The organism is Pseudomonas auratipiscis (assembly GCF_036324085.1).
In the GTDB taxonomy this organism is placed as follows: Bacteria; Pseudomonadota; Gammaproteobacteria; order Pseudomonadales; family Pseudomonadaceae; genus Aquipseudomonas; species Aquipseudomonas auratipiscis.
Genome location: NZ_JAZDCU010000030.1, coordinates 15,179 through 35,839, shown reverse-complemented (window position 1 = coordinate 35,839; position 20,661 = coordinate 15,179). Strand labels below are relative to the sequence as shown.

At 53.7% G+C, this 20,661-nt stretch carries 19 protein-coding genes and 2 pseudogenes; 9 read left to right on the top strand and 12 right to left on the bottom strand.

Annotation, left to right across the window (positions count from 1 at the left end; translation table 11 throughout):
• Window positions 1–28: 28 nt before the first annotated feature.
• Window positions 29–532 carry a type VI secretion system contractile sheath small subunit gene (gene tssB, locus V0R60_RS25935; protein ID WP_136475550.1) on the bottom strand — a complete coding sequence of 168 codons (504 nt, stop codon included), beginning with the start codon at window positions 530–532 and terminating at the stop codon, window positions 29–31.
• Window positions 533–565: 33 nt separating this feature from the next.
• On the bottom strand, window positions 566–2,122 hold the full coding sequence (tssA, locus tag V0R60_RS25930) for a type VI secretion system protein TssA (protein WP_330080253.1): 1,557 nt from the start codon (window positions 2,120–2,122) through the stop codon (window positions 566–568).
• Window positions 2,123–2,407: 285 nt separating this feature from the next.
• Here tssA and V0R60_RS25925 point away from each other — a divergent pair, with 285 nt between their 5' ends.
• On the top strand, window positions 2,408–2,869 hold the full coding sequence (locus tag V0R60_RS25925; protein WP_330080254.1) for a GNAT family N-acetyltransferase: 462 nt from the start codon (window positions 2,408–2,410) through the stop codon (window positions 2,867–2,869).
• A gap of 114 nt (window positions 2,870–2,983) precedes the next feature.
• Here V0R60_RS25925 and V0R60_RS25920 read toward each other — a convergent pair whose 3' ends face one another.
• Window positions 2,984–3,373 carry an NUDIX domain-containing protein gene (locus V0R60_RS25920; protein WP_330080255.1) on the bottom strand — a complete coding sequence of 130 codons (390 nt, stop codon included), beginning with the start codon at window positions 3,371–3,373 and terminating at the stop codon, window positions 2,984–2,986.
• A gap of 167 nt (window positions 3,374–3,540) precedes the next feature.
• Here V0R60_RS25920 and V0R60_RS25915 point away from each other — a divergent pair, with 167 nt between their 5' ends.
• Entirely contained in the window at window positions 3,541–3,852 is a 312-nt protein-coding gene (locus tag V0R60_RS25915; protein WP_330080256.1) for a hypothetical protein, read from the top strand.
• A gap of 92 nt (window positions 3,853–3,944) precedes the next feature.
• Window positions 3,945–8,084 carry a CheR family methyltransferase gene (locus V0R60_RS25910; protein WP_330080257.1) on the top strand — a complete coding sequence of 1,380 codons (4,140 nt, stop codon included), beginning with the start codon at window positions 3,945–3,947 and terminating at the stop codon, window positions 8,082–8,084.
• A 57-nt stretch (window positions 8,085–8,141) separates the two neighbouring features.
• Here V0R60_RS25910 and V0R60_RS25905 read toward each other — a convergent pair whose 3' ends face one another.
• The 3 genes from V0R60_RS25905 to V0R60_RS25895 form a co-directional block, all read right to left on the bottom strand.
• Entirely contained in the window at window positions 8,142–8,789 is a 648-nt protein-coding gene (locus tag V0R60_RS25905) for a Qnr family pentapeptide repeat protein (RefSeq protein ID WP_330080258.1), read from the bottom strand.
• A gap of 93 nt (window positions 8,790–8,882) precedes the next feature.
• Complete coding sequence (locus tag V0R60_RS25900; RefSeq protein WP_330080259.1) at window positions 8,883–9,509, bottom strand: LysE family translocator; 627 nt, start codon at window positions 9,507–9,509, stop codon at window positions 8,883–8,885.
• A 180-nt stretch (window positions 9,510–9,689) separates the two neighbouring features.
• Window positions 9,690–10,031 carry a hypothetical protein gene (locus tag V0R60_RS25895; RefSeq protein ID WP_330080260.1) on the bottom strand — a complete coding sequence of 114 codons (342 nt, stop codon included), beginning with the start codon at window positions 10,029–10,031 and terminating at the stop codon, window positions 9,690–9,692.
• Window positions 10,032–10,784: 753 nt separating this feature from the next.
• On the opposite strand from V0R60_RS25895, the pseudogene V0R60_RS27120 reads away from it, so the two are divergent.
• Both V0R60_RS27120 and V0R60_RS25885 read left to right on the top strand, forming a co-directional pair.
• Window positions 10,785–10,975 (top strand): annotated as a pseudogene (locus V0R60_RS27120) (DNA cytosine methyltransferase); the annotation flags it as partial.
• Window positions 10,976–11,348: 373 nt separating this feature from the next.
• A complete protein-coding gene (locus tag V0R60_RS25885) occupies window positions 11,349–11,696 on the top strand; it encodes a polysaccharide lyase family 7 protein (RefSeq protein ID WP_330080262.1) in 348 nt (115 codons plus the stop codon).
• 958 nt (window positions 11,697–12,654) lie between these two features.
• Here the strand turns inward: V0R60_RS25885 and V0R60_RS25880 are convergent.
• The 3 genes from V0R60_RS25880 to V0R60_RS25870 form a co-directional block, all read right to left on the bottom strand.
• Window positions 12,655–13,011: a VOC family protein gene (locus tag V0R60_RS25880; RefSeq protein WP_136475540.1), complete on the bottom strand. Its 357-nt coding sequence runs from the start codon at window positions 13,009–13,011 to the stop codon at window positions 12,655–12,657.
• Window positions 13,012–13,114: 103 nt separating this feature from the next.
• Window positions 13,115–13,294, bottom strand: coding sequence for a hypothetical protein (locus V0R60_RS25875; protein WP_136475539.1), 180 nt, complete (start codon window positions 13,292–13,294; stop codon window positions 13,115–13,117).
• 328 nt (window positions 13,295–13,622) lie between these two features.
• Complete coding sequence (locus V0R60_RS25870; RefSeq protein ID WP_136475538.1) at window positions 13,623–13,913, bottom strand: phage tail assembly chaperone; 291 nt, start codon at window positions 13,911–13,913, stop codon at window positions 13,623–13,625.
• 102 nt (window positions 13,914–14,015) lie between these two features.
• On the opposite strand from V0R60_RS25870, the pseudogene V0R60_RS25865 reads away from it, so the two are divergent.
• Window positions 14,016–14,197 (top strand): annotated as a pseudogene (locus tag V0R60_RS25865) (integrase); the annotation flags it as partial.
• Window positions 14,198–15,124: 927 nt separating this feature from the next.
• Entirely contained in the window at window positions 15,125–15,721 is a 597-nt protein-coding gene (locus V0R60_RS25860) for a hypothetical protein (protein ID WP_330080263.1), read from the top strand.
• A 611-nt stretch (window positions 15,722–16,332) separates the two neighbouring features.
• Here V0R60_RS25860 and umuC read toward each other — a convergent pair.
• Both umuC and V0R60_RS25850 read right to left on the bottom strand, forming a co-directional pair.
• Window positions 16,333–17,607 (bottom strand): translesion error-prone DNA polymerase V subunit UmuC, encoded by a 1,275-nt coding sequence (gene umuC / locus V0R60_RS25855; protein WP_136475535.1) that lies wholly within the window; start codon window positions 17,605–17,607, stop codon window positions 16,333–16,335.
• The gene (locus V0R60_RS25850; RefSeq protein ID WP_136475534.1) at window positions 17,600–18,025 is read right to left on the bottom strand and encodes a LexA family protein; all 426 of its coding nucleotides are present in this window, start codon (window positions 18,023–18,025) and stop codon (window positions 17,600–17,602) included. Before V0R60_RS25850 ends, umuC begins: the two co-directional genes overlap by 8 nt.
• A gap of 521 nt (window positions 18,026–18,546) precedes the next feature.
• On the opposite strand from V0R60_RS25850, the gene V0R60_RS25845 reads away from it, so the two are divergent.
• Window positions 18,547–19,203 (top strand): hypothetical protein, encoded by a 657-nt coding sequence (locus tag V0R60_RS25845; protein ID WP_330080264.1) that lies wholly within the window; start codon window positions 18,547–18,549, stop codon window positions 19,201–19,203.
• A 232-nt stretch (window positions 19,204–19,435) separates the two neighbouring features.
• Here the strand turns inward: V0R60_RS25845 and V0R60_RS25835 are convergent, their stop codons facing one another.
• Complete coding sequence (locus V0R60_RS25835; protein WP_136475532.1) at window positions 19,436–19,639, bottom strand: hypothetical protein; 204 nt, start codon at window positions 19,637–19,639, stop codon at window positions 19,436–19,438.
• Window positions 19,640–19,843: 204 nt separating this feature from the next.
• On the opposite strand from V0R60_RS25835, the gene V0R60_RS25830 reads away from it, so the two are divergent.
• Complete coding sequence (locus V0R60_RS25830) at window positions 19,844–20,632, top strand: SIR2 family NAD-dependent protein deacylase (RefSeq protein WP_330080265.1); 789 nt, start codon at window positions 19,844–19,846, stop codon at window positions 20,630–20,632.
• Window positions 20,633–20,661 lie beyond the last annotated feature (29 nt).

Here is a 20,661-nt window from a genome sequence, read left to right as displayed (position 1 = left end):
TGTCAGAACTTCCTTGGCGGATAGGGGCTTAAGCTTTCGGGGCTGTGGCGTTCAAACCCAGCTCACCAAGAACGCGACCGCGCGATTCGTCGTCGACGAGCACCGCTTCGATAGCTTTACGAAATGCAGGGGCATTGCCCAATGGACCTTTAAGCGCTACCAGCGCATCACGAAGCTCCATGAGTTTTTTCAGTTCAGGTACTTGCTCGACCAGGCTGGCTGGGTTGAAGTCCTTCATTGAGTTCACCCGCACCTCGATCGCCAGCTCTTCTGCGCTTCCTTGCGCCTGAAGACGGTTGGCCACGCTTAGCGTCAGGCTTAACTCCTGCTTGGCCAGCACCTCGTCGAAAGTTATTTTGTCGATGCTGATCGGCTTACGATCCTCCACCTTGCGTTCGTCTTTACGCTGGGTGTAGTCACCAATAGCCAGCAGCTTCAATGGCAGCTCTATTTCTTCCTGTGCTCCACCTGTGGCGGGCTTGAAGGTGACGTTGATGCGTTCCTTTGGGGCTACCGAGCCTTCTTTGGCCATGGCTTTTCTCCGTGTGGTTGTTGACCCTGAGGTCTATTCGAGTACGACCTCGAGATCGAGGTGGCACAGCCTGCGATAAATTTCTTCCCTGCGATCTCGCACCGCGTGGTTCTGCGGCAACAACTCACAGCAGCTGTGTAGAAAGTGCAGCACTTCAAGTGCAAGCTCGGGCTCCCAGGCGTTCAAGCCCGAGCGATGAAGCTCCTGGTCGAGGATTTCGAACTGGGTCTTGGCGAGTTCGTACTTTTTCGCCACAAAGCACAGCCGGGCCATGCTGAGCTGCCAGAAGAACCGCTCTCGCCCTCCCTGGGCAGCTTGCAGACCGTGCTTGAGTATTTGCACGGCAGCCTTCAAGCCGTCTCTTTGCAGGACGGGCATCACCTCTTCGAAGGCTTTTTCCCAGGCGGGCAGGCTGGAGGTAACTTCAACCTTGCGCGGCCTGCTGGGGATTTGCAGATGAGACATGACATGAGCGCTGATCCAACGACGAGTTGCCGCGTCAGCAAATGGCACCCCATCGTGAAAACTCAGTTCCAACAGCCCGGGCAGACGTTGCAGCAACAAGGCGAAGTGAAACTCCACTTCACGCATTGCCTGCTCGGCATTCAAGCCTTGCAGGCACTCCCAGGCCAGGCGTTGACCGTCGAACCAGAACGGCGCCCCGGCCAGACTGGCTTCAAGATCAACGAGCAGATCGGCATACTGCCCATTTGCGTAACGCTCCGCGTAGGCCTTGAGTTTGTCAGCAGGTAGCCCGCGTAAGGCGGTGATTTGCTCGGCGTCACGGCCCGGAACAGAATCGATGGGCAACCAGAGCATGATCCGGCTCAAGCGCAAAGCTCGCGGATCGGTGGCCTTTTGCTTGAGCCACCAGGTACACAGAGTGCGAGCGCTTTCCTGCAATGCCCGAAGGCCCCTTTGGGCATCTTTCTCGTTGTCGATGGGCGACCCATGGCTGAACAACTGGGTTGCAACCTGCTGTACCTGAACCACTACCGACTGGACAACGCCGGGTTCCGCCTGGCAGCCTGCGGCGCGCTGGACCCTATCTTTCAAGCGCCGACAAAGTGGCAAAAGCAAAGGCGCCTCTTCGGCCAGATGCTCGGCAAGTATTACCTCGAGTCCTTGCAGGTACTCGACCATCAGCTCGAACGTTGGCAATTGCTCTTTTATCGGGCTGTCGTGGCTTAGCACCTGCTCCAGACGCAGTACCAGCCAACCAATTGCAGCCGAACGAGTACGCAATTTGGCGGGATGAAGTTGCTCCCAGTGGTTGGCACACAAAAAATGCAACAGGCCAACACCCGCCACCAGGCCTTGGAAGGATTCGCGCTGATACAATGCCCAAGCCAACCAGGCTGCAACCCTCAGGTCCTTGGACTGCGTGCGAAGCAGCAACTCACTGCCCTCCAGCACGTTGGCCCAATCTATCTGCCCACCTTCATGCATGGATTGCGTTTTACTCAACTCGCTTTCCAACGCCTCGAACGCGTCCGAAAATCGGACGTCCTCACCTGCAAAACTTTGTTTGCAGATAGGCGCCTTGGCGAGCTCAAGATAATGAGCAGACAACTTGCTTGAATAGGACATTGAGATTATTTCGTTATCGCAAATCAATAGGCCTTCCAGGGTTAAATGCACCCAGAAAAATGAACTGCAGAATTCTTACAATATTTGTAAAGTGCTACCGGTTCGAGCTAAGGGTAGGAAGTTACACCCCGGTAGAAATGGCATCCATCAGACGCTTCTGCTAAACAAGTAGGAATGATCTTTGGGCACTAAAAAGCGCGCACAGGCATTCCGTACACTTACCGAATGGACTTGCTACTGCTGCCCTGTTCGTATCTGATGGCAGGCTCTACAAGGAGGTTTTCGATGCGCCATATAGACTGGTTAAAAGATCACATGCCCCACTGCGACACATTCGCTCAATGGGTTCACCAGCAGTTTGAATACGAGTTCAAAGACCAGCCGCTAGCAGACTGGCAGCACGAATTCGCCGAAGGTCAAAGCAATGGCCGATGGCAATGCCTGGTTGCCCTTGATCATGATCAGTTGCTGGGAGGTGCTGCACTCGCGGCGCACGATTTGTCCCACCGACCTGATCTTGGTCCCTGGCTTGCCTGTGTGTACGTTGCCCCTTCGGCAAGGGGTGTGGGAATCGCCGAACAACTTATCGAAGGGATCTACTTCCAGGCCCAACGCTGCGGAATTGAAAAACTGTATTTGCACACCAGCGATCAACACGCTTACTACGCAAAGCGCGGATGGACGGTTGTTGAGCAATTTCAGGCGTGGGGCAAGACGCAATGGTTAATGTCGCGCATCGTTGCGTGATGGCGCACCAAGCCGGAAATTCCTGACTGACCTCGCCATACATAAACTTCAAGACGAATAACTAACAGTGGGCGTAACTCAGCTTAAACTTGACCAGCGTTGTAAAATAAAAAATCACCTCGACAGCGCAGGCAGCCTTCGGGATATCAAAGCGGTAGCCATAGGCTTGAGCAGAATCTGATGAAGCTGCTCTTGTCGCACCCACTTACACGCAGCGATTTCGTGACCAGCAATTGCCTTGTCCTCGTCAGCCACCTGGGTGGTGAAGATGTAGTGCAATACCCTGCCGACTTCCAGACTGCAGAGTTCAACCATTCCCGCGCAACCAATACAGGTTTCTTCGAACATTTCTCGTGAAGCAGCCTCACCTGGCGACTCTCCGGCCTCAATGGCTCCGCCGGGAAAATTCCATCGGCCACCTTTCTTGCGCACTAATAGAATCTTACCGCTGCGAAGGCAGATGATGGTTGCACGGGCTTTGAGCTTCCGAATTTTGGCAGTCATCCCACTCACTTACAATTCAACACCGTCTTCCTTGGGAGATTGATTTCAACGCTGAAGGTTCAATCGCGAAGACCGCCTGGTACTGATTCTCATGCATCCCAGTTACGCGTTGAACCAAGCGTTATCGAGTTTGCTCAATAGTTAAAGCGGCACAGTGGAGCAAGATCATGAATGCCTATATCAAATTTCCTCTCATGGAAGCGCAAAAGTACGCGGCGCTGGATGCCTGGTTTGCACGCTATGATGACTGGAAGCTGCGAAGGGATTACCCCAATAACTATCACGACGATCTGCTCCGGCAAGCGGACGAGATGGACCGACTTAGGCTTATCGGCTTTGTTGAGTGGCGAGAGCTACGAGTACTGGCAGACCAGGCTTTCTTGCGCTCCGTAGAGGGAGGGGATTTTCCAGTCCATCGGTCCCCCACTCGCCATTCAGTGTTGTCCCTACAGCATCGCTGTCATTGCACTGAAATATGACTCACATTCTTTACCCTGGGCGGGCTGATGGCGTTTAAAATGGTCCTGCCTAGCAAAACGTTTCAGTTCTTTTGATTAACAGGGATTTTGCAATGAAATCGATTCCGGGGCGTCCCCAGTCCTTGCCTCAACGGGAAGGTGTTACGCCAAGCCAGTTAGCCTTCCCGGTTATCGGAATCGGTGCGTCTGCGGGTGGCCTTGGCGCACTCAAGACGTTTTTTGAACACATGCCCGCTGACAGTGGCATGGCATTCGTCATCGTCCTGCACCTTTCACCCGATCATGAAAGTGTTGCTGACCAGATCCTGCAAGACTGCACCTCGATGCCGGTGCGACAGGTGAATGACCCCTGCCCAATCGAGCGTAACCACGTCTACGTGATTTCTCCTGCCAGCCAGTTATCCATGAATGACGGCTATTTACGGGTCATACCCACCAATCGGCCCGTGGGCAATCATGTGGCGATTGATCTGTTCTTCCGAGACTTGGCGGATGTGCACAAAGAGCACGCGTTCTGCATTGTGCTATCAGGCTCTGGCAGCGACGGTGCCGTCGGGTTATCTCGAATCAAGGAGCAAGGTGGCATCACCCTAGTTCAGACACCCTCGGATGCAGAATTCGATGGAATGCCGCAAGCGGCTATCGCTACACGCATGGTCGATGTGGTTTTGCCTGTCGCTGAGATCCCGCAAAAAATACTTGAGCTGTGGCGCAATTCGCAGAGTATTAAGCTTCCAGCGCCGCATGATATGCGCCTGCCCGCGGATCCCCCCGAGCGAGAGCGCGCGGCGGCCGAGCAAACGCTGCAAGACATTCTCTTGCTACTGCGAAACCGCACCGGCCATGACTTCAAGCATTACAAGCGTGCCACAGTGCTCAGGCGTATCGAACGTCGGCTGCAAGTAACGGCACAGCCCGACCTTCCCGCCTATTTAAGCTACCTGGAGAGCAACCCCGAAGAAGCCAGCAATTTGCTCGGCGACATGCTCATTGGCGTCACCAATTTCTTCCGTGACCGCGAAGCATTCGAGGCACTTGAGCGGCACGTACTGACATCATTGATGGGCGGCGAACTGGAGAAGCCCAAACGCGACGAAGTGCGGATCTGGTCGGCGGGCTGCTCTACCGGTGAAGAAGCGTATAGCTTGACCATCTTGTGCACTGAGCATCAAAAGCTGGAAGCGCACCCCGTGAAGGTTCAAGTGTTCGCCACGGATATCGATGAGCGCGCGATCGCGACCGGACGCGCTGGCCATTACCCCGAAGCCATCATCACGGATGTGCCGCCGACACGCCTGCGCCAATATTTTTTCAAAGAAGGCGAGCGTTTCAAAGTACGTAAAGAGATCCGCGAAAAGGTCTTGTTTGCCAATCACAGCCTGCTTTCCGATCCACCATTTTCTCAAATAGATCTGATCGTCTGCCGCAATCTGCTGATTTACCTGGAACGGGAGATCCAGCGGGATATCCTGCAGATGTTCCATTTTGCCCTTCGTCCAGGGGGCTACTTGTTTCTCGGCACATCTGAATCTGCAGATGCCTGTCCCGACTTGTTTACACCCGTGGATAAGCGAAACCGGATTTTTCGAGCGAAAGCTGTTTCTGCAAACAGGCGGACGCCAACGATGCCGCGTGGCGGTTTCAGCACCTTCAACATGTCCGTTCCTCCCCCGGTAGCGCAGGTAACACGAAAAGTCGCCTACGCCGACATTCACCAGCGCGCACTTGAACAACGATTACCACCGAGCCTGATTGTCGATGCCAATGCGGACATCCTGCACATGAGCGAAGGGGCTGGGCGCTTCTTGCGCCACATAGGCGGTGAGATGAGTCGAAATGTCCTGGGCTTGGTAATGCCGCAATTGCGCCTGGAGCTGAGAACGACACTGTTCCAGGCTCAGCAAAGCGGCAAAGGGACGATGTCGAGAAAAGTCAGAATAGAAGACCCGCAAGGGGACTACTGTGTCGACATCATGGTGCAGCCTTACAAGGATGAACCGTCAGAGCAGGATGTCCGACTGATCGTCTTCGGTATCTCGCAATTGGGAACCGAGCGGGATGATGGCAAATTGAGCCAGCAAACAGAGAACCAGGTGCTTTCCAGCCTGGAGAGCGAACTGCAACGTACCAAGTTGCACTTGCAGGAGACAATTGAACACTCGGAGTCCTCCAGTGAAGAGCTCAAGGCGTCCAATGAGGAAATGCACGCTATCAACGAAGAACTACGCTCGGCCACGGAGGAACTCGAAACCAGCAAGGAAGAACTGCAATCAATCAATGAAGAGCTGCTGACGGTCAATTACGAGCTAAAAACCAAAGTTGAAGAAACAGATAAGATAAATGATTATCTGGCCAACCTGATTGCTTCCACCGATATCGCCACGGTGTTTGTTGACCGCAACATGCATATTCGTTGGTTCACGCCGCGAGCCACTGAAATTTTCAGCATGTTGCCGGTCGATACAGGTCGCTCACTACTGGATATCACCCACCGCTTGAATTACCCACAGTTGGCTGACGATGCTGCTTCGGTTTTCGAATCCCTCAGCATGATGGAACGGGAAGTCAACAGCAGCGACCAGCGCTGGTACATCGCGCGGCTACTACCCTACCGTTCGAGCGAAAGCCACATTGACGGCACCGTGTTGACTTTCATCGACATAACCAAGCGCCGCGAAGCCGAAGAAGATTTGCGCCTGGGGCAAGAGCGGATGCGATTAGTGGCGGAGAGCACCCACGATTTCGCAATCATCATTCTGGATGAGCAAGGCCTGATCACAGATTGGAATACGGGAGCGGAATTGATCTTCGGCTACAAGAGCACCGAGGTATTGGGTATCTACTACGACCTGCTGTTTTCCCCCGAAGATCGCAAAGCAGGCGTACCCGAGAACGAATTGCGCCAAGCCCGTGAGCAAGGTCGCGGTGAGGACGAGCGCTGGCATGTGCGCAAGGACGGCAGTCGCTTCTATTGCAGCGGTGAAGTAACCCTGCTGCGCGCGGAAACCGACATGGGTTATGTGAAAATTGCCCGTGATTTGACCGGACACAAGCGCCTCCATGAAGAACAGAGCAAAAAGCTGGCAGAGAACCAAGTGACGAGCCACATGAAGGACGAGTTCTTTGCCGTCATGTCGCATGAGCTCAAGCACCCCTTGAACTTGATTCAGCTAAATACCGAGATACTCAGAAGACTACCGTCCGTGCGAGGTGCCGAGAAGGCAAGCAAAGCCGCTGCCACGATCAGTGAGGCCGTCATTAGCCAGGCGCGCATTATTGACGATCTTCTAGACGTCGCCCGTATACGTACCGGCAAACTGAAGCTCAAGACGCGTTTGCTGGATTTAGCGAACATCGTGCGCGACATCCATGCGGTAGCCGCTGAAGAGTATCCAAATGCCGAGATTACTCTTGATGTTCCCGCACCGGGCGTCTCGGTACCTGTTGACGGTGACCCTACACGTCTTGAGCAGGTAATCTGGAATCTGTTGCATAACGCACTGAAATTCACCCAGGGGAATGCTCGCATTCAGATTGTCCTCAGCATGGCCGAGGAGCTGGCTCGACTCGATATCATCGACAACGGCATCGGCATTGCGGCGTCTGATATCGAACAGGTTTTCGACCTGTTCAGCCAAGCCAAACCAAGAACGAGCAACCACCAGCGCGATGGCTTGGGTATAGGCTTGTCACTGGTACGCCAACTTGTCCAGACTCATAATGGTTCCGTCAGCGTCAAATCTGCGGGTTTGGGCCACGGCTGCACATTCACCGTGCTTTTGCCGCTGTCTGAGCAGTCCTTTGACGAGAACCCGAATGAGCATAAGCGCGAGCAGAAAGGTCGTCTCAAGGGGCTCAAGGTTTTACTGGTAGATGATTCCTTGGAAATCATCGAAGTAATGCGCATTTTGCTGGAGATGGAAGACGCGATGGTCAACTCGTTTTCCGACCCTCGACTCGCTTTGGAAAACGCCACTCAAGAGCATTACGACATCATTCTTTCCGACATTGGCATGCCGGTCATGGATGGTCACGAGCTCATTCGATCACTACGGCAAACCAAGCTGCATAAATTTACACCTGCAATAGCACTCACCGGTTACGGTGTCGCCGCGCAAGCGCAAAAGGCCAAGGATGCCGGTTTCGATCGGCACTTAGGCAAACCCGTGCAATATGAAGAACTGGTAGAAAACATCGAGTCGCTGTGTAGCGCCATGCTGGCTGGAGCCTGACAAAAAGGGGGGTGCGTCTTGCACCTCCTGCGCTGTTTCACCTGCGCTCACACGCAGCTAGCCCAGAACGTTGATCCCTAATCGAGCAGCGAGCTCGCTCATCTGATCACGGCTGACCTTCACGCCATCCAAATTGACCGTTCTGATATCGAGGTCGCCAAGCGCTGAGTCGGTCAGGTCGCAGCCAGTAAAGTCTGCAGATCGCCAGTCAAACGAACTGAACTCACCGCCGGAAAGGTCCGAACCGGCAAAGCTGGCGCCCATTACATTGGCACCGGTCCAGCGGTTGTCCCACAGTTCGCATTTTTCAAGATTCACCTTGGAAAAATTGGCATAGGCCAAATTGCTCTTGTTGATATAGGCACTGCAGAACCAGGACTTGTTAGAGATTACATTCATGAAGCTCGCGCTGCTGAAGTCGGCGCCTTGAGCCTTGCATTCGCTTATCTCAAGCCCGAGTGCGCTGGCAAAATTGAAATTGCACACCGAGATATCACAGCGCTTGAAAGAGGCGCCTTTCAATTTGGCGCTGCGAAAGTTGCATCCTACCTGACGATCTCGATCATAGAAGCTGCAATCCAAGAACTGTGTTTCCGAGAGGTCGGTTCTGGAAAAATCGCAATCCAGAAAGGTGACGCCACTTACGATTAGGCCCGTGAATTCATTCACACCGATTCGTTTATTTTCAACCACTTGCGGTTCCATAACGCATTCCTGAACAGTCCTATAGCGTAGCGAATTTACCATTACCGCTTGATAGCGTCAGCTTGGGCGTGCAGGACGCAGCGTGTAAAACCGCTACTTTTGACTAAGCGTCGCAATCGACAGGCCCGAGACAACAAAGGTCAGTCCGGCGCCGACGTTCAAGCCGTTGACCAGGCGCGGCCGTGTGCGAAGACATTGGGACAGTTTGGTGGCAAATATGCCCATCAGCGCAAAGCCCACTGCCGTAAGCACAGCGAACCATATGCCGTAGCCCAGCATCTGTATAGTCACCGAGCCACGTAGTGGGTCAACGAACTGCGGAATGAATGCCAACACGAACAACCCAGGTTTGGGGTTGAGTGCAGCAGAGAGGAAGCCGGTCAGGAAAATACTGGGCAGCGATTGTCGTGCAGTCGGCTGAAAACTGATCAAACTACGCGAGCGCAACACCTTTATACCGAGCCAAAGCAAGTATCCCGCACCCATGAGCTTGATGAACCAGAATGCCACCGCTGAACTCTGCATGAGTAGCGTCAAGCCCAGCGAGGCGGCGGTAACGTGGAACAGGATCCCGGCACCAGAAGCGAAACCTGAGATCATCGCGGCCATGCGGCCCTGACTGAGTCCACGACCTATGGCCAACAGATTATCCGGGCCTGGGGATAGCACCAATAACAAGCAGGCGGCTGTATAAGCAATCCAGATTTCGAATGGGAACATAACCCTGCTCCTTTAGGCGCGACTCGAGGCATCGTGCCTCCGGTAGCTCGATAATGAAGCTATACGAGGCTCAATAGCAATTCCCTATCCACCTCACATCCGTGAAGCACATCCATCACGCCTCCAAAACCGGAGGGACGGCAAGGGCTTGGGTCATGCTTTTGCAGCAAATTGGCATAGCTAGCTTTCTGGGCATTCCATAACCTGGCCTGCTGCTTTCAAAATCTTGTCGCCATACCGGGAGCCAAACAACAAAATTGACTGCTCAGCGTTCTTCTCAACCAACATGGCAGTACATTCAAAATCACAAACTTCGTTGAGTGTGAAGCAGATGTTCTGGTCTTTGAATCGGTAAAGGCTCGCTGGCCAATTCGAGCAATCATAAATTCCGAGCCCGGGACAGGCGTACTCTTCAACCTCGCCTACAGCGATGACTTTTGATCCGACCGCATCCTGGACAGACTGCTGCGCAAAGGCTGAGTCAAACGCGAAAGCAAGAAGCAGAACTATTGCCTTGAGCATCAGCGGTCTCGCACTGGTTTAAGTGAAATCAGCTAGTTAGGTTATCGACTTAAAGCTTCAAGTTAAATAATTTCACTTAGCCAGTACGGCCCAGCGCCTGGATGAACTCAATAGCGGCGCCTTTTTGCAGCCTCTCCTTGGCAAGCGAGAGAGCTGACGAGAAAGTAGCCCATCAGGATCAAACCAAAGCGCCGTTCAGAACTTCGTAAATGATGTAGTAACGCGAAAAATTCGCAGTGGCTTTTCAGCGCTCAAAAGAGCCGGTAGACATTTCCCGGCCTCATAACGAGGCGATTTTGCTTGGCCAACAACCTTGAGCAGAGCATGAGTCGGCGTGGCAGGCTCAACCAAACATGCGATCCCAACTCACCATCGCGGTCGCCCCATTTCCCATCGATGCGCAAAGCCCCGAGGTACCCGTGATCAGTCAAATACGCCGCGAGCAATCGAGAGGAGTCGTCGCATGACGCATGTGGAAATTGCTTAGTGATGCTGATGTTGAAGTAGAAGCCACTACTCACAAGATCTTCTAGGCCTCTCCGGAACTCGCTTACCACAACGTCGAGTGTTCTTTGTTCCACAACCACTTCTATTGGTCTGACAGAACTATAACCACGAGATACTTCAATGCCCGCAGCAATCGACCGATTCGCCGGCCTCGGCGGATGGAGCACCGGCGCGCGCGCCGCAGACGTCCAGGTTCTCTGGGCGGCAAACCATTGGCCCGAAGCCGTGAATTGGCACCTTCACCCCTTGGACGGATGGGCGCTGGTCGATGGTGAACGCATGCGGATGCTCACCACCAACGAAGCCCTGGCCGCGCAGTCGTTCCCAGCCAATACCCAACGCCCGAACAATCACGGTTGACCATGCACATGGCTGGCAACGCAGTACCGCCGCTGGCTGGCCAGAGAGTGATTGAAACGCTGCTGAAGGCGGCTTAATCACTCACACCTATTGCGCCGAAGCATCGGCATCGCGTGAATTTGGTTTGATTTCCGTATACCAGTGGGGCGGCTCACCTACCCCCCAAATCACGATATTAACCTTTTGGCAGTGCTCACATTGGAACTCAAACTCAGGCCTTGGGTCATCGGGATCGAAGTCCATTGATTCCCCGCAGCCCGCGCAACCCGACATTAGCGTCTCTTTATTGTCTAGCTCGCTCATAACGCGCACCTCTCTGCGATACGTTAAGCGTAGCCAACTCCAGCGCCACTGAATCACGCCAACGCGACGAACTATCCCCATTAGCGTGACAGCAGTAGCGCTGACGCCCTGTGAAATCCAATCCCGAAAACAAATGAGGAAGTCACCTTGCAGAACTTCGGCAATATCACGGCGCACGGTACAGTCTATCTTTATCCGGATGAGCTGCCGCCAGAGCTCTTCTGGATCGACCTGAACGGACACACCTACTATTGGTATTCAGTCCAGGGTGGCATCAGCGGTTGCTCGAAGAACCCGCGAACGGAGGGCCGGCAAACGCTGCCGAGCACCGCCGTGTCGTTCAACTGGCTACCGGGAAGCGCCAGGCACTCGATGGCAGGTCGCGTTCGAGTTCAAACCGCACCCTCCAGCGGCAAGGGCAAGGTCATCATCGGGCATATCCATGCAGTGAACGCTCTGAACCCCTTTCTGATGGTGATCTGGTGGAATGGATAAGTGCGCATCGATTTCCGCGATGTGCCACTCGGCGCCACTCGCACGCGACTCAGGAAGCAAATCCCGCTTGGCCAGGTCTTCGACTACTGCGTGCAGGTTTACGAGCTTGGCCAGTTGTCCGCAACGCTGGACGAACAGCGCCAGCGGGCCGGCGCCTCAACAAAGGCGACGCCAGCGAGGGCGGCTGGGTGATCTACGAGTCGCTCGACGTGTTCAACGGAACGCTGCAAGCTTAAGCCTTATGCTCATCAAGAAGCCCACTCGCTACTTCTGCTTAAATAGCGTGACGCTGTCTGGCATCATTCATCCAGAAGAACCACATCAAACCGCGGCCCAGGGATCAAGGGTGATGAAGCGACCCACCTGACCTGATGCCTAGCCCCGCACTTCGTGCACACCACCTCAATCTGGTCCTTTGTGTCGTCCAGATCGAACTTCAGCTCTTCATCGCACTTCTTGCACTTTGCCATCTGAAACCCCTCATCAGGTGTCAGCTCAGCATAGCCCCCTACTTCAACAAATCATGCCATCCCGGCGGGGGCGGTAAAATATTTCACCGACTGTAATTGACCGTCCACTCGTTGCTGCGCTAGGTATGCAGCCCTCCAGTACCTGCGGAACACCAATAACTAGTTGCCAGGTTAATGGGTATGCTCCTGTAGGTACTTCATGCTGGCGCGACACCAATATTGGCAGGGCCTTCGGCTCACTAATACCTAGCAATGGTGGGAATTTTCAGCCAGCAAACATGCCTATACCAGCCCCTACCACCGGACTCCCGCTGGATGTTGGGGACCTAACCCGACAATGGTTGCTCCAGAGCCGATGTGCTTTAACGGAAGAGTACAACTTAATATCTGTAATGGGTTGTGTGCGTCCAACCAAGCACTCTACGCCACAGCTGTATGTAGGAGACCAAGCACAAAACCTCTCGGGGCGGGCCTGGGCTCCGTCCCCCTCAGTCTGCTGCGGTCCAGACAGCAAGCTCATAGCCATCTGGGTCGACGAAGTGGAATCGCTTGCCGCCAGGGAACGAAAACACCTCTCGGCTGATCTTTCCACCTGCAGCCACCACTCTGACCTGGGCGTCAGGGAGGTTGTCCGAATACAGAATAACCAGCGGGCCACCTGGCCTGACTTGCTCGCCGGTGGTGAATCCACCAGTGAGCCGACCGTCACTGAACTCGGTATATGTCGGGCCGTAGTCGACGAAGCTCCAACCGAACGCCGCGCCGTAAAAATCCCTGCTGCGCTTGATGTCGCTGACGTTGAATTCAATGTTGTCGATTTGGCGATCCTTCCCTCTGTTGCTCATTGGCACCTCCATGTTGAAGCCAGGAATCTACCACAGTCAAACGGAAGGTTTGCACCAGATGCAAAGAGCCCAGCACTGGGCTGGGCTCTTTCACGCCAATCTTTTAGCCGCGAGAAACGGTGATGATGTATCCAGGGTATTTTGCTTCTAGTTCATTACGGCACTGGTCGATTGCTTCTTGATGACTGAAAACAAAAAACTGTTTTGAGCCAGCGGTGGAGCTTTGTTGTCCAGGCTTCTGATGGCGATACTTAGCTGTAAACCACTGTTTCCCTGAGCTCATCGTGCGATTCCCTAGTGGACGATATTTTTTGACGCCATCAAATTACCATCACTGAGCCCGCATTCAAACCTGGATGGAAAGCCAGTACCAGACCGGCTCGGCGTCGTAGTAGCTTTGTGCCTCTAACGAACTGCCCCAGTCCGTTGCCTGCAAGCCCATGGACTGGGGCACCGATGACCTAGGAGGTACTTTGAGTAGGACTGACGAGTTTGAACCACGCCCGTCGCTCACCATCGACTGGGAACGCCAGTACAATGTTGGCCCCTCTGATGAGCACCTGCATGTGATCGGGCAGTTCATCACCAACTACTCAATGGTTGGGCCACGCTCATAGCAGGCACGAGCCGCCGCCCTCAGTTTCCAAGCGTGCCGGGTTATAGGCGTTCTGGAAGGCGTCGACGACAGCTTTTGTCGCACCAGTGCAGGTTCGCACCAGATCGATCTTCGCCTTCTCCGCCCAGGCGTCACGCGCCTTGTTCCAGCGATCGAACATCTCGGACAGCGCGATACGGTCCAAGTAGCGGAACTCGAACCCAACCTCCACCGGATCGGAGCCGACTCGCGAAAGCTGCACCGCTGCGCCGAAGGTTGGATTCTGCGCGATTTTAATTTTTGCCATCGGAACTCCTTACGCGCCAGCCAGGTAACGAAGCGAACGAGCAGACTGACCGACGCTGATGGTCCGGGTCATGACGTTGTGTTCCGCTCCATGGTCGGATCAGAGATGCCAGGGTTTCATGAAGCGCCCTCTCGCTTCAGCTGTACAAACGAGCAGGCAAAGACGGGCAGAAGATCGCCGGGCATGCTACCGAAGGCATGACCAGGAACTACCAGAAAGGGCACGAAGATGTGGTGTGGTCCGAGGTCGAAGCTGACCTGGATATCGGGGATTTCGCCAGATAGTTTTGCGCATGTTTTGCGCGGACACAAAAAAACCGGTTTAGATAACCGGCTTAAGTGCCTGATTTTACTCAGTAAATAATGGTCGGGACGGAGTGATTCGAACACTCGACCCCTTGCACCCATGCATGCTAAGCCAGCTTAACGGCATGATATCACGGGCTTTTCTCCTTGGTGCTCGCTGCAACGATGCCCAACGAAACCGAATAGATACGGACAAAGTTACTTCGAAAGTCACTGGCACTGCCAGCCCCGGCGTTCCGCCGACCGATTCCCTTTCTTTATATATCAACCCACACCGACACCGATCAGTGGCAGGCCGACCCTGCACAGCTGTAACCACTCCACGCACCTGGACCAGCGCCGGTAGAGGATGCAGGAATGGGCAGTCTTAATATAGGTTCAGGACGGCCGCAGTATATGATCATCGAACAGTCGTTGACCTCAGTTGACCATCTCCAATAATACTGCTACATCAACAGCAAACCGGACTGCGAAGCTCAACTGAAAGAAGCTTAAGGAGGAAGCATTGCAGGGACACAAAAAAACTTTCTACATCAATGCGAGCTTGCTAGCTACCGCGCTAGTTGCAACCCAAACCAATGCTTAAGACGCCAACGGTGTTTACTCCGTAATCGGACGCGGCCTTGAAAGCTGCGGGAAATTTACTACTGCAGCAAACGAAGCTACATATCACAAAAACCGAAATAGCTGGAACACTTATCTCACATATACCCAAGGCTACCTTACCGGACTAAATCAATACCTTACAGACAATAGAAACATTTTAGGAAACACTGACGTAGACGGAGCGATGGCGTTTCTGGAAAAATATTGCAGAGAAAATCCGCTAGCTGAGTACATCGACGCGCTAGAAAACCTGACCGATGAGCTTTATCCAGAGAGATCAAGATAATAAGGGATTACGACATGGGTGACTGGGAGAATATTTTTGGTGAGGCGGGCATGCGCGAAAGTTCTACCGGCTCATTCAATCTCAATCCGAGAATGGTAAAGCGGATGACAACTTTATTATTTGAGACTGCTGTAGAAGCGAGGCAGTGGGCCAAAGATCATCCAGGCCAATCCATCGTTAAAAACCCTGATGGAAACGGATTTATTGCACACGTACTCGAATGGTACAACCAACATACGGGCGACACTTACTTGGAGTGCGAAAAGGAAAAGCACCTAGCATGGGAAAAGGAGCAGGATATACGAAAGAAAGCGGCAACCTATGCGAACGAATGTATAGGCGGATCGAGAAATGAAGGTTACTGGCTTTATGAAAACGGACACCGGGAATTTTTGATAACTATCTATAATGAATATATAGTCGGCCTCCGGTCGATTTCTAAATACAAAAGCATCCAAACAGCCTCGTATTCTGAAGTCCCACGCGACTCGCCTCTGCGAAGCATGCCAGAATATGATTACTATAAGGTTCAACGGGAGCTAAAGCCGAAACTTATGGCGCTTCTACCATCGCCATTCCCTGAAAACTATTATCCAATACGGACCTACTAAGGCTTAGCGCAAAATTGATCTAACTATTAAAAGCGTGGGATCGCGACTAAACCTTCCCGCGATATTTCTCAGCCAGAGGAAAGAGCAGCAACGTCATGACTGAGAGCTTCGTACTCCAGCTTGCAAAGCTCTTCAGCTATTTTGGCTCGGTCATACGCTTTCGACAGCTCTACCGTTCGAGCACCATAACGGCACGGGCGGCCATCCTGCCTCAGGCAGTAACAACCAAAGGCTATCCACAGCAATTTGGCCATACTCCAGAGATGTTTTTGCGATTAGCTAAGTTCCTGCGTGTGACGAAAGCCAATAAAACCGGGCCTTTCGTCACACCCTGCCACTCTCGCCAACCTACCAAAACACAGCGATTGGTACATAAATTGGTACGAGATTGTTATCCCTTTTGCGGCGTCCTGACGGGGGAATCGAACCTCGATAGGCGCACTGGAACCTAAATCATAGTCGCCACTGGCAAAGCCAGTAAAATCAAGACGTTGAGCCGCCCGCAGCTGTTCACGTTGTCTCAAAAGATGCACAGAAGTACACGCTGATAACTGGCGTGATTCACGATCTGTGCACGCTACCTCCCCGGTGTCCTGCCGACCGCTCAAAACTCAATTGCACGAGACCTTCCACAGCTGATCAAGTCTGGTGGTGAAGCTCTGGCTCATCATCTCGCGGCGCATTCCCCAATCGGGGTTCACCGGTACGCTCGCCGCCCGCAGCGTTCCCCTGCCCCATCGTTCATTAATCTGGTCCAGCACCGCCATGACCCTCGTAGCCTCGGCAGGCTGCGCTGCGGCGAACAGGTCGTCTGTGTATTCGCCGCGCTGGCAAAGGTTGAGCAGCAGTACTTCGGCCTTGCTGTAGTTGAAGCCGGGCCGAAACACCCTGTCGAGCGCATCGACCGCAGCCTTCGTCAGCAGTCGCACGTCATCGGTCGGGTACGGCAGGTCAACAATCACGCCATTGGCATACTTGGCTTCGTCTGGGTTGAACATGCCAGTGCGGATGCTGACCCGTAGCTTTTTGCACACCGAGCCCTGGGCCCGGAGCTTTTCCGAAGCGCGCATCATGTAGGTGGCCACCGCTTCCTTTATCGGGGGCAACTCCTGGAGGCGCTTGCCGAACATGCGGCTGCAGCAAATCTCCTGCTTCGGCGGGTTCGGCTCATCCAGTTCCAGGCAGGGCGTGCCGGCCAACTCCCGGGCGGTCTTCTCCACCACAACGCTGAACTTCTTCCGTAGCATCCAGGGATCAGCCTTGGCCAAGTCCATCGCCGACTTGATACCCATGCCTTCAAAGTGCGCGCTCATCCGCCTGCCTACGCCCCAGACCTCTGACACTGCCGTGTTGCGCAGTACCCAGTCGCGCTTGAAGGGGTCGCAGATGTTGACCACTCCTCCGGTCTGCGCCAGTAGCCACTTGGCTGTATGGTTCGCCAGCTTGGCCAGGGTCTTTGTCCCGGCGATTCCAACACCGACCGGGATGCCGGTACAGCGCAGCACCTGGCTCCGAATTCGGCGCCCCAGCTCGTCCAGTCCAGTGATGCCGGTCAGATCGGCGAAGGCCTCATCAATGCTGTAGACCTCCACGCCCGGGACCATGGATTCGATCAGGCTCATAACCCGCTCGCTCATGTCTCCGTACAGCGCATAGTTGGACGAGAACGCGACGATGCCGTGCTGCTTCAGCTTCTGCTTGATCTGGAAATACGGCTCACCCATTTTCACGAACGGCTTCGCGTCGTAGCTCCTGGCAATGACACAACCATCATTGTTCGACAGGACCACAATCGGGACCTTTGCCAGGTCTGGGCGAAATACCCGCTCACAGGACGCATAGAACGAGTTGCAGTCGATCAGTGCGAAGACTGGCGGCTTAGACATGACTGCGCACGCTGCCGGTAATCACTCCCCAGATTGAGAGTTCATCACCCTCAAGCACATACCTGGGTGGATACTTCGGATTTTCAGACAGCAAGATCACGTCTTTGCCGCGAATACAGAGCCGCTTGCACACTGGGTCGTTGTTGAGCAGCGCCACGACAATGTGGCCATGAGCAGGCTCAATTGAACGGTCGACTATCGCCAGATCACCTTCAAAGATACCGACGCCCTGCATGCTCTCACCGGTGATGGACACCAGGTAGACATGTGGGGCCCTGATGTTCAAGACCTCATCCAGAGAAATATGGGCCTCGATATGGTCTGCTGCCGGGGAAGGAAAGCCGGCCGGGACACGGAACAGGCACAATGGCAGCTTTAGGCCGCCCTCCGCAACAGGGCCTACTATGGAATAGCTCATGACGCACGACTTCCTATACTGTACGAATATACAGTTAATATCTTGAAAGCCTTGCGGTCAATTTGTTGGAAGGGAATTTCTGACAAGTGGAAAGTCAGACGGCCCTCAAGAGCTGATCAGTGGAGCGGGTACTCAGGACACCCCAGCGATCTCCGCTGGTACTCCTGCACCGCTCCAAACAGCGACTCAGCCTCCACACCCGCAATCGCTCCACCACTTCTGGCGCGGCACGGCCTTTGGACTCGTTGTAGCGGAAGAGCGCGTCCATCGCCTGCCGCATCAGCGGCTCGCCAGCGTTGATCTTTCGTCCAGGTCATCCATGATCCAACTCCTCAATTTCTGATCAGGTCAGTAAAGGACTCAAAAGGCGAGACTCTCGCTCCCCTTGCTGTAGCACAGTCAACCAAGCCCTAGCCTCCCATAGCTGTTTTCATTCAGAACCGGACACGGTGAGCCTCTTGGAAAAGTCTGGCTAAGCTGAAGATTATTCGGCGATCTATGCTTAAGCGGGGAACACTAACATGAATTCATTTATGGATACTGTAAACGGTTATATTGCCTGGAGCGGATTAATAATTGGAGTTCTCGCCATTTTCAAAACCTTTGGACTGGAAGCTTTTAAAGGGATAATCTCAAACCGCATAGAAACAATACGCACAGAGTCCGCCGAAGAGCTAGAACTACTAAAAGCAAAATACGAATACAATCTTGAGCGATTCAAAGGCTTTCATGCCGTCCTGGCAAAAGACGAAATAGACACCTATAAGAAACTTTGGACATCAATATCGCTTTCCGTGATAGCTTTAAACAGAATAAGTGATGACATTAATCCTTGGACCCTCGCCGACTTGTACAGCGTGGACAGATCAGAAATTGAGGACTATGACTGCGAGCGCGCAATCGAGTTAAAAAGCAGATACTTAGAAGACACTATTAACGATCTAAAAGTGAAAATGAGCTCCGCCGATGAAATAGCTTATGCCAGCAGGCCATTCATATCTGAGGCCGTCTGGAGCGAAATAACGGACCTACACACTTTCTTAGCGAAAATCTGGATAGATCTAAAACTTAACTTCTACGAACAGCCACTATCTGAATTCCTAGAGAATGCCCGTTCAGAGGCAGAAATTAAAGTTTCAAATATATCAAGTACAATAAAAAAAGCGACCCGAGAATGATCCGGCTCACTGGGCGTTTTCTCGGACATACGACTGACAGTCTGCAGAGCTTTCAATCCTTCGTCACCATCACCGGTAATGGCGACAATTCGTTGAGCAGTCGCTGGGTCAAATTCGCCTCGCGGGGATCCATAAACCAAGCCGCTGCCGCCACCCGGGGCGGCGAGATAGACTGACAGCCGGGAATCAGAAACAGCGAGGCGATCGCATAGACAAGCCTGAGTTACTTGAGTCAGTGGAGCGGGTAGTCAGGAAACCCCAACGAGCGCCGCTGGTGCTCCTGCACTGCCCCAAACAGCGACTCAGCCTCAATATGCAATCGCTCCACCACCTCCGGCGCAGCACGGCCTTTGGACTCGTTGTAGCGGAAGAGTGCGTCCATCGCCTGCCGCATCAGCGGCTCGCCAGCGGCGATCTTTTCGTCCAGGTCATCCATGATTCAGCTCCCTGCTATTTGATCACAGCAGTCTAGACCAATCGCTACTAAGGCTCAGCAGCCACTGGCCAGAAGCCATCAACGGCGGCGGAAATCTGGTGATTTTCGTACCCGCTGCTTATAGTGAGTCCGTCCCTTGGTAGTGAGGGTGCGGTTTCCGTATTACTGGAAGCGGGTAATCCCTGCGGAGGGCAGGTCTTTCACATGAACAACATGCAAAGAGCTACTGACGCTTTGCACGCGTCCAAGAAGATCGTCTTTTTTACGGGCGCCGGCGTCTCCGCTGAAAGTGGAATACCGACGTTCCGCGACAAGCTGACTGGGCTTTGGACGAAGCACGACCCTCAGCGTCTCGAAACAGCTGACGCCTTCCGAGAGAATCCAGCTCTCGTCTGGAGCTGGTACCTCTGGCGCCGACACCAGGTTTGCCAAGCCAAACCCAACTTAGCCCATCTTTCCATTTCTCGGTTAGCCAACGCTGGCTGGGACGTATCCGTCGTCACTCAGAACATCGATGACTTGCATGAGCGAGCGGAATCCAGTCCCGTCTTTCACCTTCACGGCAGCTTGATGGACGTGAAGTGTTTCTCCTGCCACAGGCCAGCGAAGGTAAAGCCTGTTCGGCTGGAGATTCCTGAAGAAGGACATTTGATCGAGCCGCCCCGGTGCGCCGAATGCAACGGAAAGCTTCGTCCTGGAGTGGTTTGGTTCGGGGAATGCCTACCGGAAGACGCCTGGCGGTCAGCAGTACAACTTGTGAAAAGCTGTGACTTGCTGATCTCAGTAGGTACCTCAGGCGTCGTCAGGCCGGCTGCTGGCATTCCGGACATGGCCCTAGCGGCCGGGGCTACCGTGATCCATGTAAACCTTGAAGACGTTGGATTAGATAGGGCGAACCAGATAATGCTGGTTGGAGGTGCGGGGGTGGTTTTACCCGAGTTGCTTCGAGCGGTAGAGGTCGGAGCTCCGACGCGTACTGATGAGTCCACCTAACAAGCCAAGCGCGACATGTTTCTGACCAG

Excerpts from the sequence above, each read along its gene's own strand:
- tssB (WP_136475550.1), bottom strand. The coding sequence starts at position 532 with ATGGCCAAAGAAGGCTCGGTAGCCCCAAAGGAACGCATCAACGTCACC.
- tssA (WP_330080253.1), bottom strand. The coding sequence starts at position 2,122 with ATGTCCTATTCAAGCAAGTTGTCTGCTCATTATCTTGAGCTCGCCAAG.
- V0R60_RS25925 (WP_330080254.1), top strand. The coding sequence starts at position 2,408 with ATGCGCCATATAGACTGGTTAAAAGATCACATGCCCCACTGCGACACA.
- V0R60_RS25920 (WP_330080255.1), bottom strand. The coding sequence starts at position 3,373 with ATGACTGCCAAAATTCGGAAGCTCAAAGCCCGTGCAACCATCATCTGC.
- V0R60_RS25915 (WP_330080256.1), top strand. The coding sequence starts at position 3,541 with ATGAATGCCTATATCAAATTTCCTCTCATGGAAGCGCAAAAGTACGCG.
- V0R60_RS25910 (WP_330080257.1), top strand. The coding sequence starts at position 3,945 with ATGAAATCGATTCCGGGGCGTCCCCAGTCCTTGCCTCAACGGGAAGGT.
- V0R60_RS25905 (WP_330080258.1), bottom strand. The coding sequence starts at position 8,789 with ATGGAACCGCAAGTGGTTGAAAATAAACGAATCGGTGTGAATGAATTC.
- V0R60_RS25900 (WP_330080259.1), bottom strand. The coding sequence starts at position 9,509 with ATGTTCCCATTCGAAATCTGGATTGCTTATACAGCCGCCTGCTTGTTA.
- V0R60_RS25895 (WP_330080260.1), bottom strand. The coding sequence starts at position 10,031 with ATGCTCAAGGCAATAGTTCTGCTTCTTGCTTTCGCGTTTGACTCAGCC.
- V0R60_RS25880 (WP_136475540.1), bottom strand. The coding sequence starts at position 13,011 with ATGAGCAACAGAGGGAAGGATCGCCAAATCGACAACATTGAATTCAAC.
- V0R60_RS25875 (WP_136475539.1), bottom strand. The coding sequence starts at position 13,294 with ATGAGCTCAGGGAAACAGTGGTTTACAGCTAAGTATCGCCATCAGAAG.
- V0R60_RS25870 (WP_136475538.1), bottom strand. The coding sequence starts at position 13,913 with ATGGCAAAAATTAAAATCGCGCAGAATCCAACCTTCGGCGCAGCGGTG.
- V0R60_RS25860 (WP_330080263.1), top strand. The coding sequence starts at position 15,125 with ATGGGTGACTGGGAGAATATTTTTGGTGAGGCGGGCATGCGCGAAAGT.
- umuC (WP_136475535.1), bottom strand. The coding sequence starts at position 17,607 with ATGTCTAAGCCGCCAGTCTTCGCACTGATCGACTGCAACTCGTTCTAT.
- V0R60_RS25850 (WP_136475534.1), bottom strand. The coding sequence starts at position 18,025 with ATGAGCTATTCCATAGTAGGCCCTGTTGCGGAGGGCGGCCTAAAGCTG.
- V0R60_RS25845 (WP_330080264.1), top strand. The coding sequence starts at position 18,547 with ATGAATTCATTTATGGATACTGTAAACGGTTATATTGCCTGGAGCGGA.
- V0R60_RS25835 (WP_136475532.1), bottom strand. The coding sequence starts at position 19,639 with ATGGATGACCTGGACGAAAAGATCGCCGCTGGCGAGCCGCTGATGCGG.
- V0R60_RS25830 (WP_330080265.1), top strand. The coding sequence starts at position 19,844 with ATGAACAACATGCAAAGAGCTACTGACGCTTTGCACGCGTCCAAGAAG.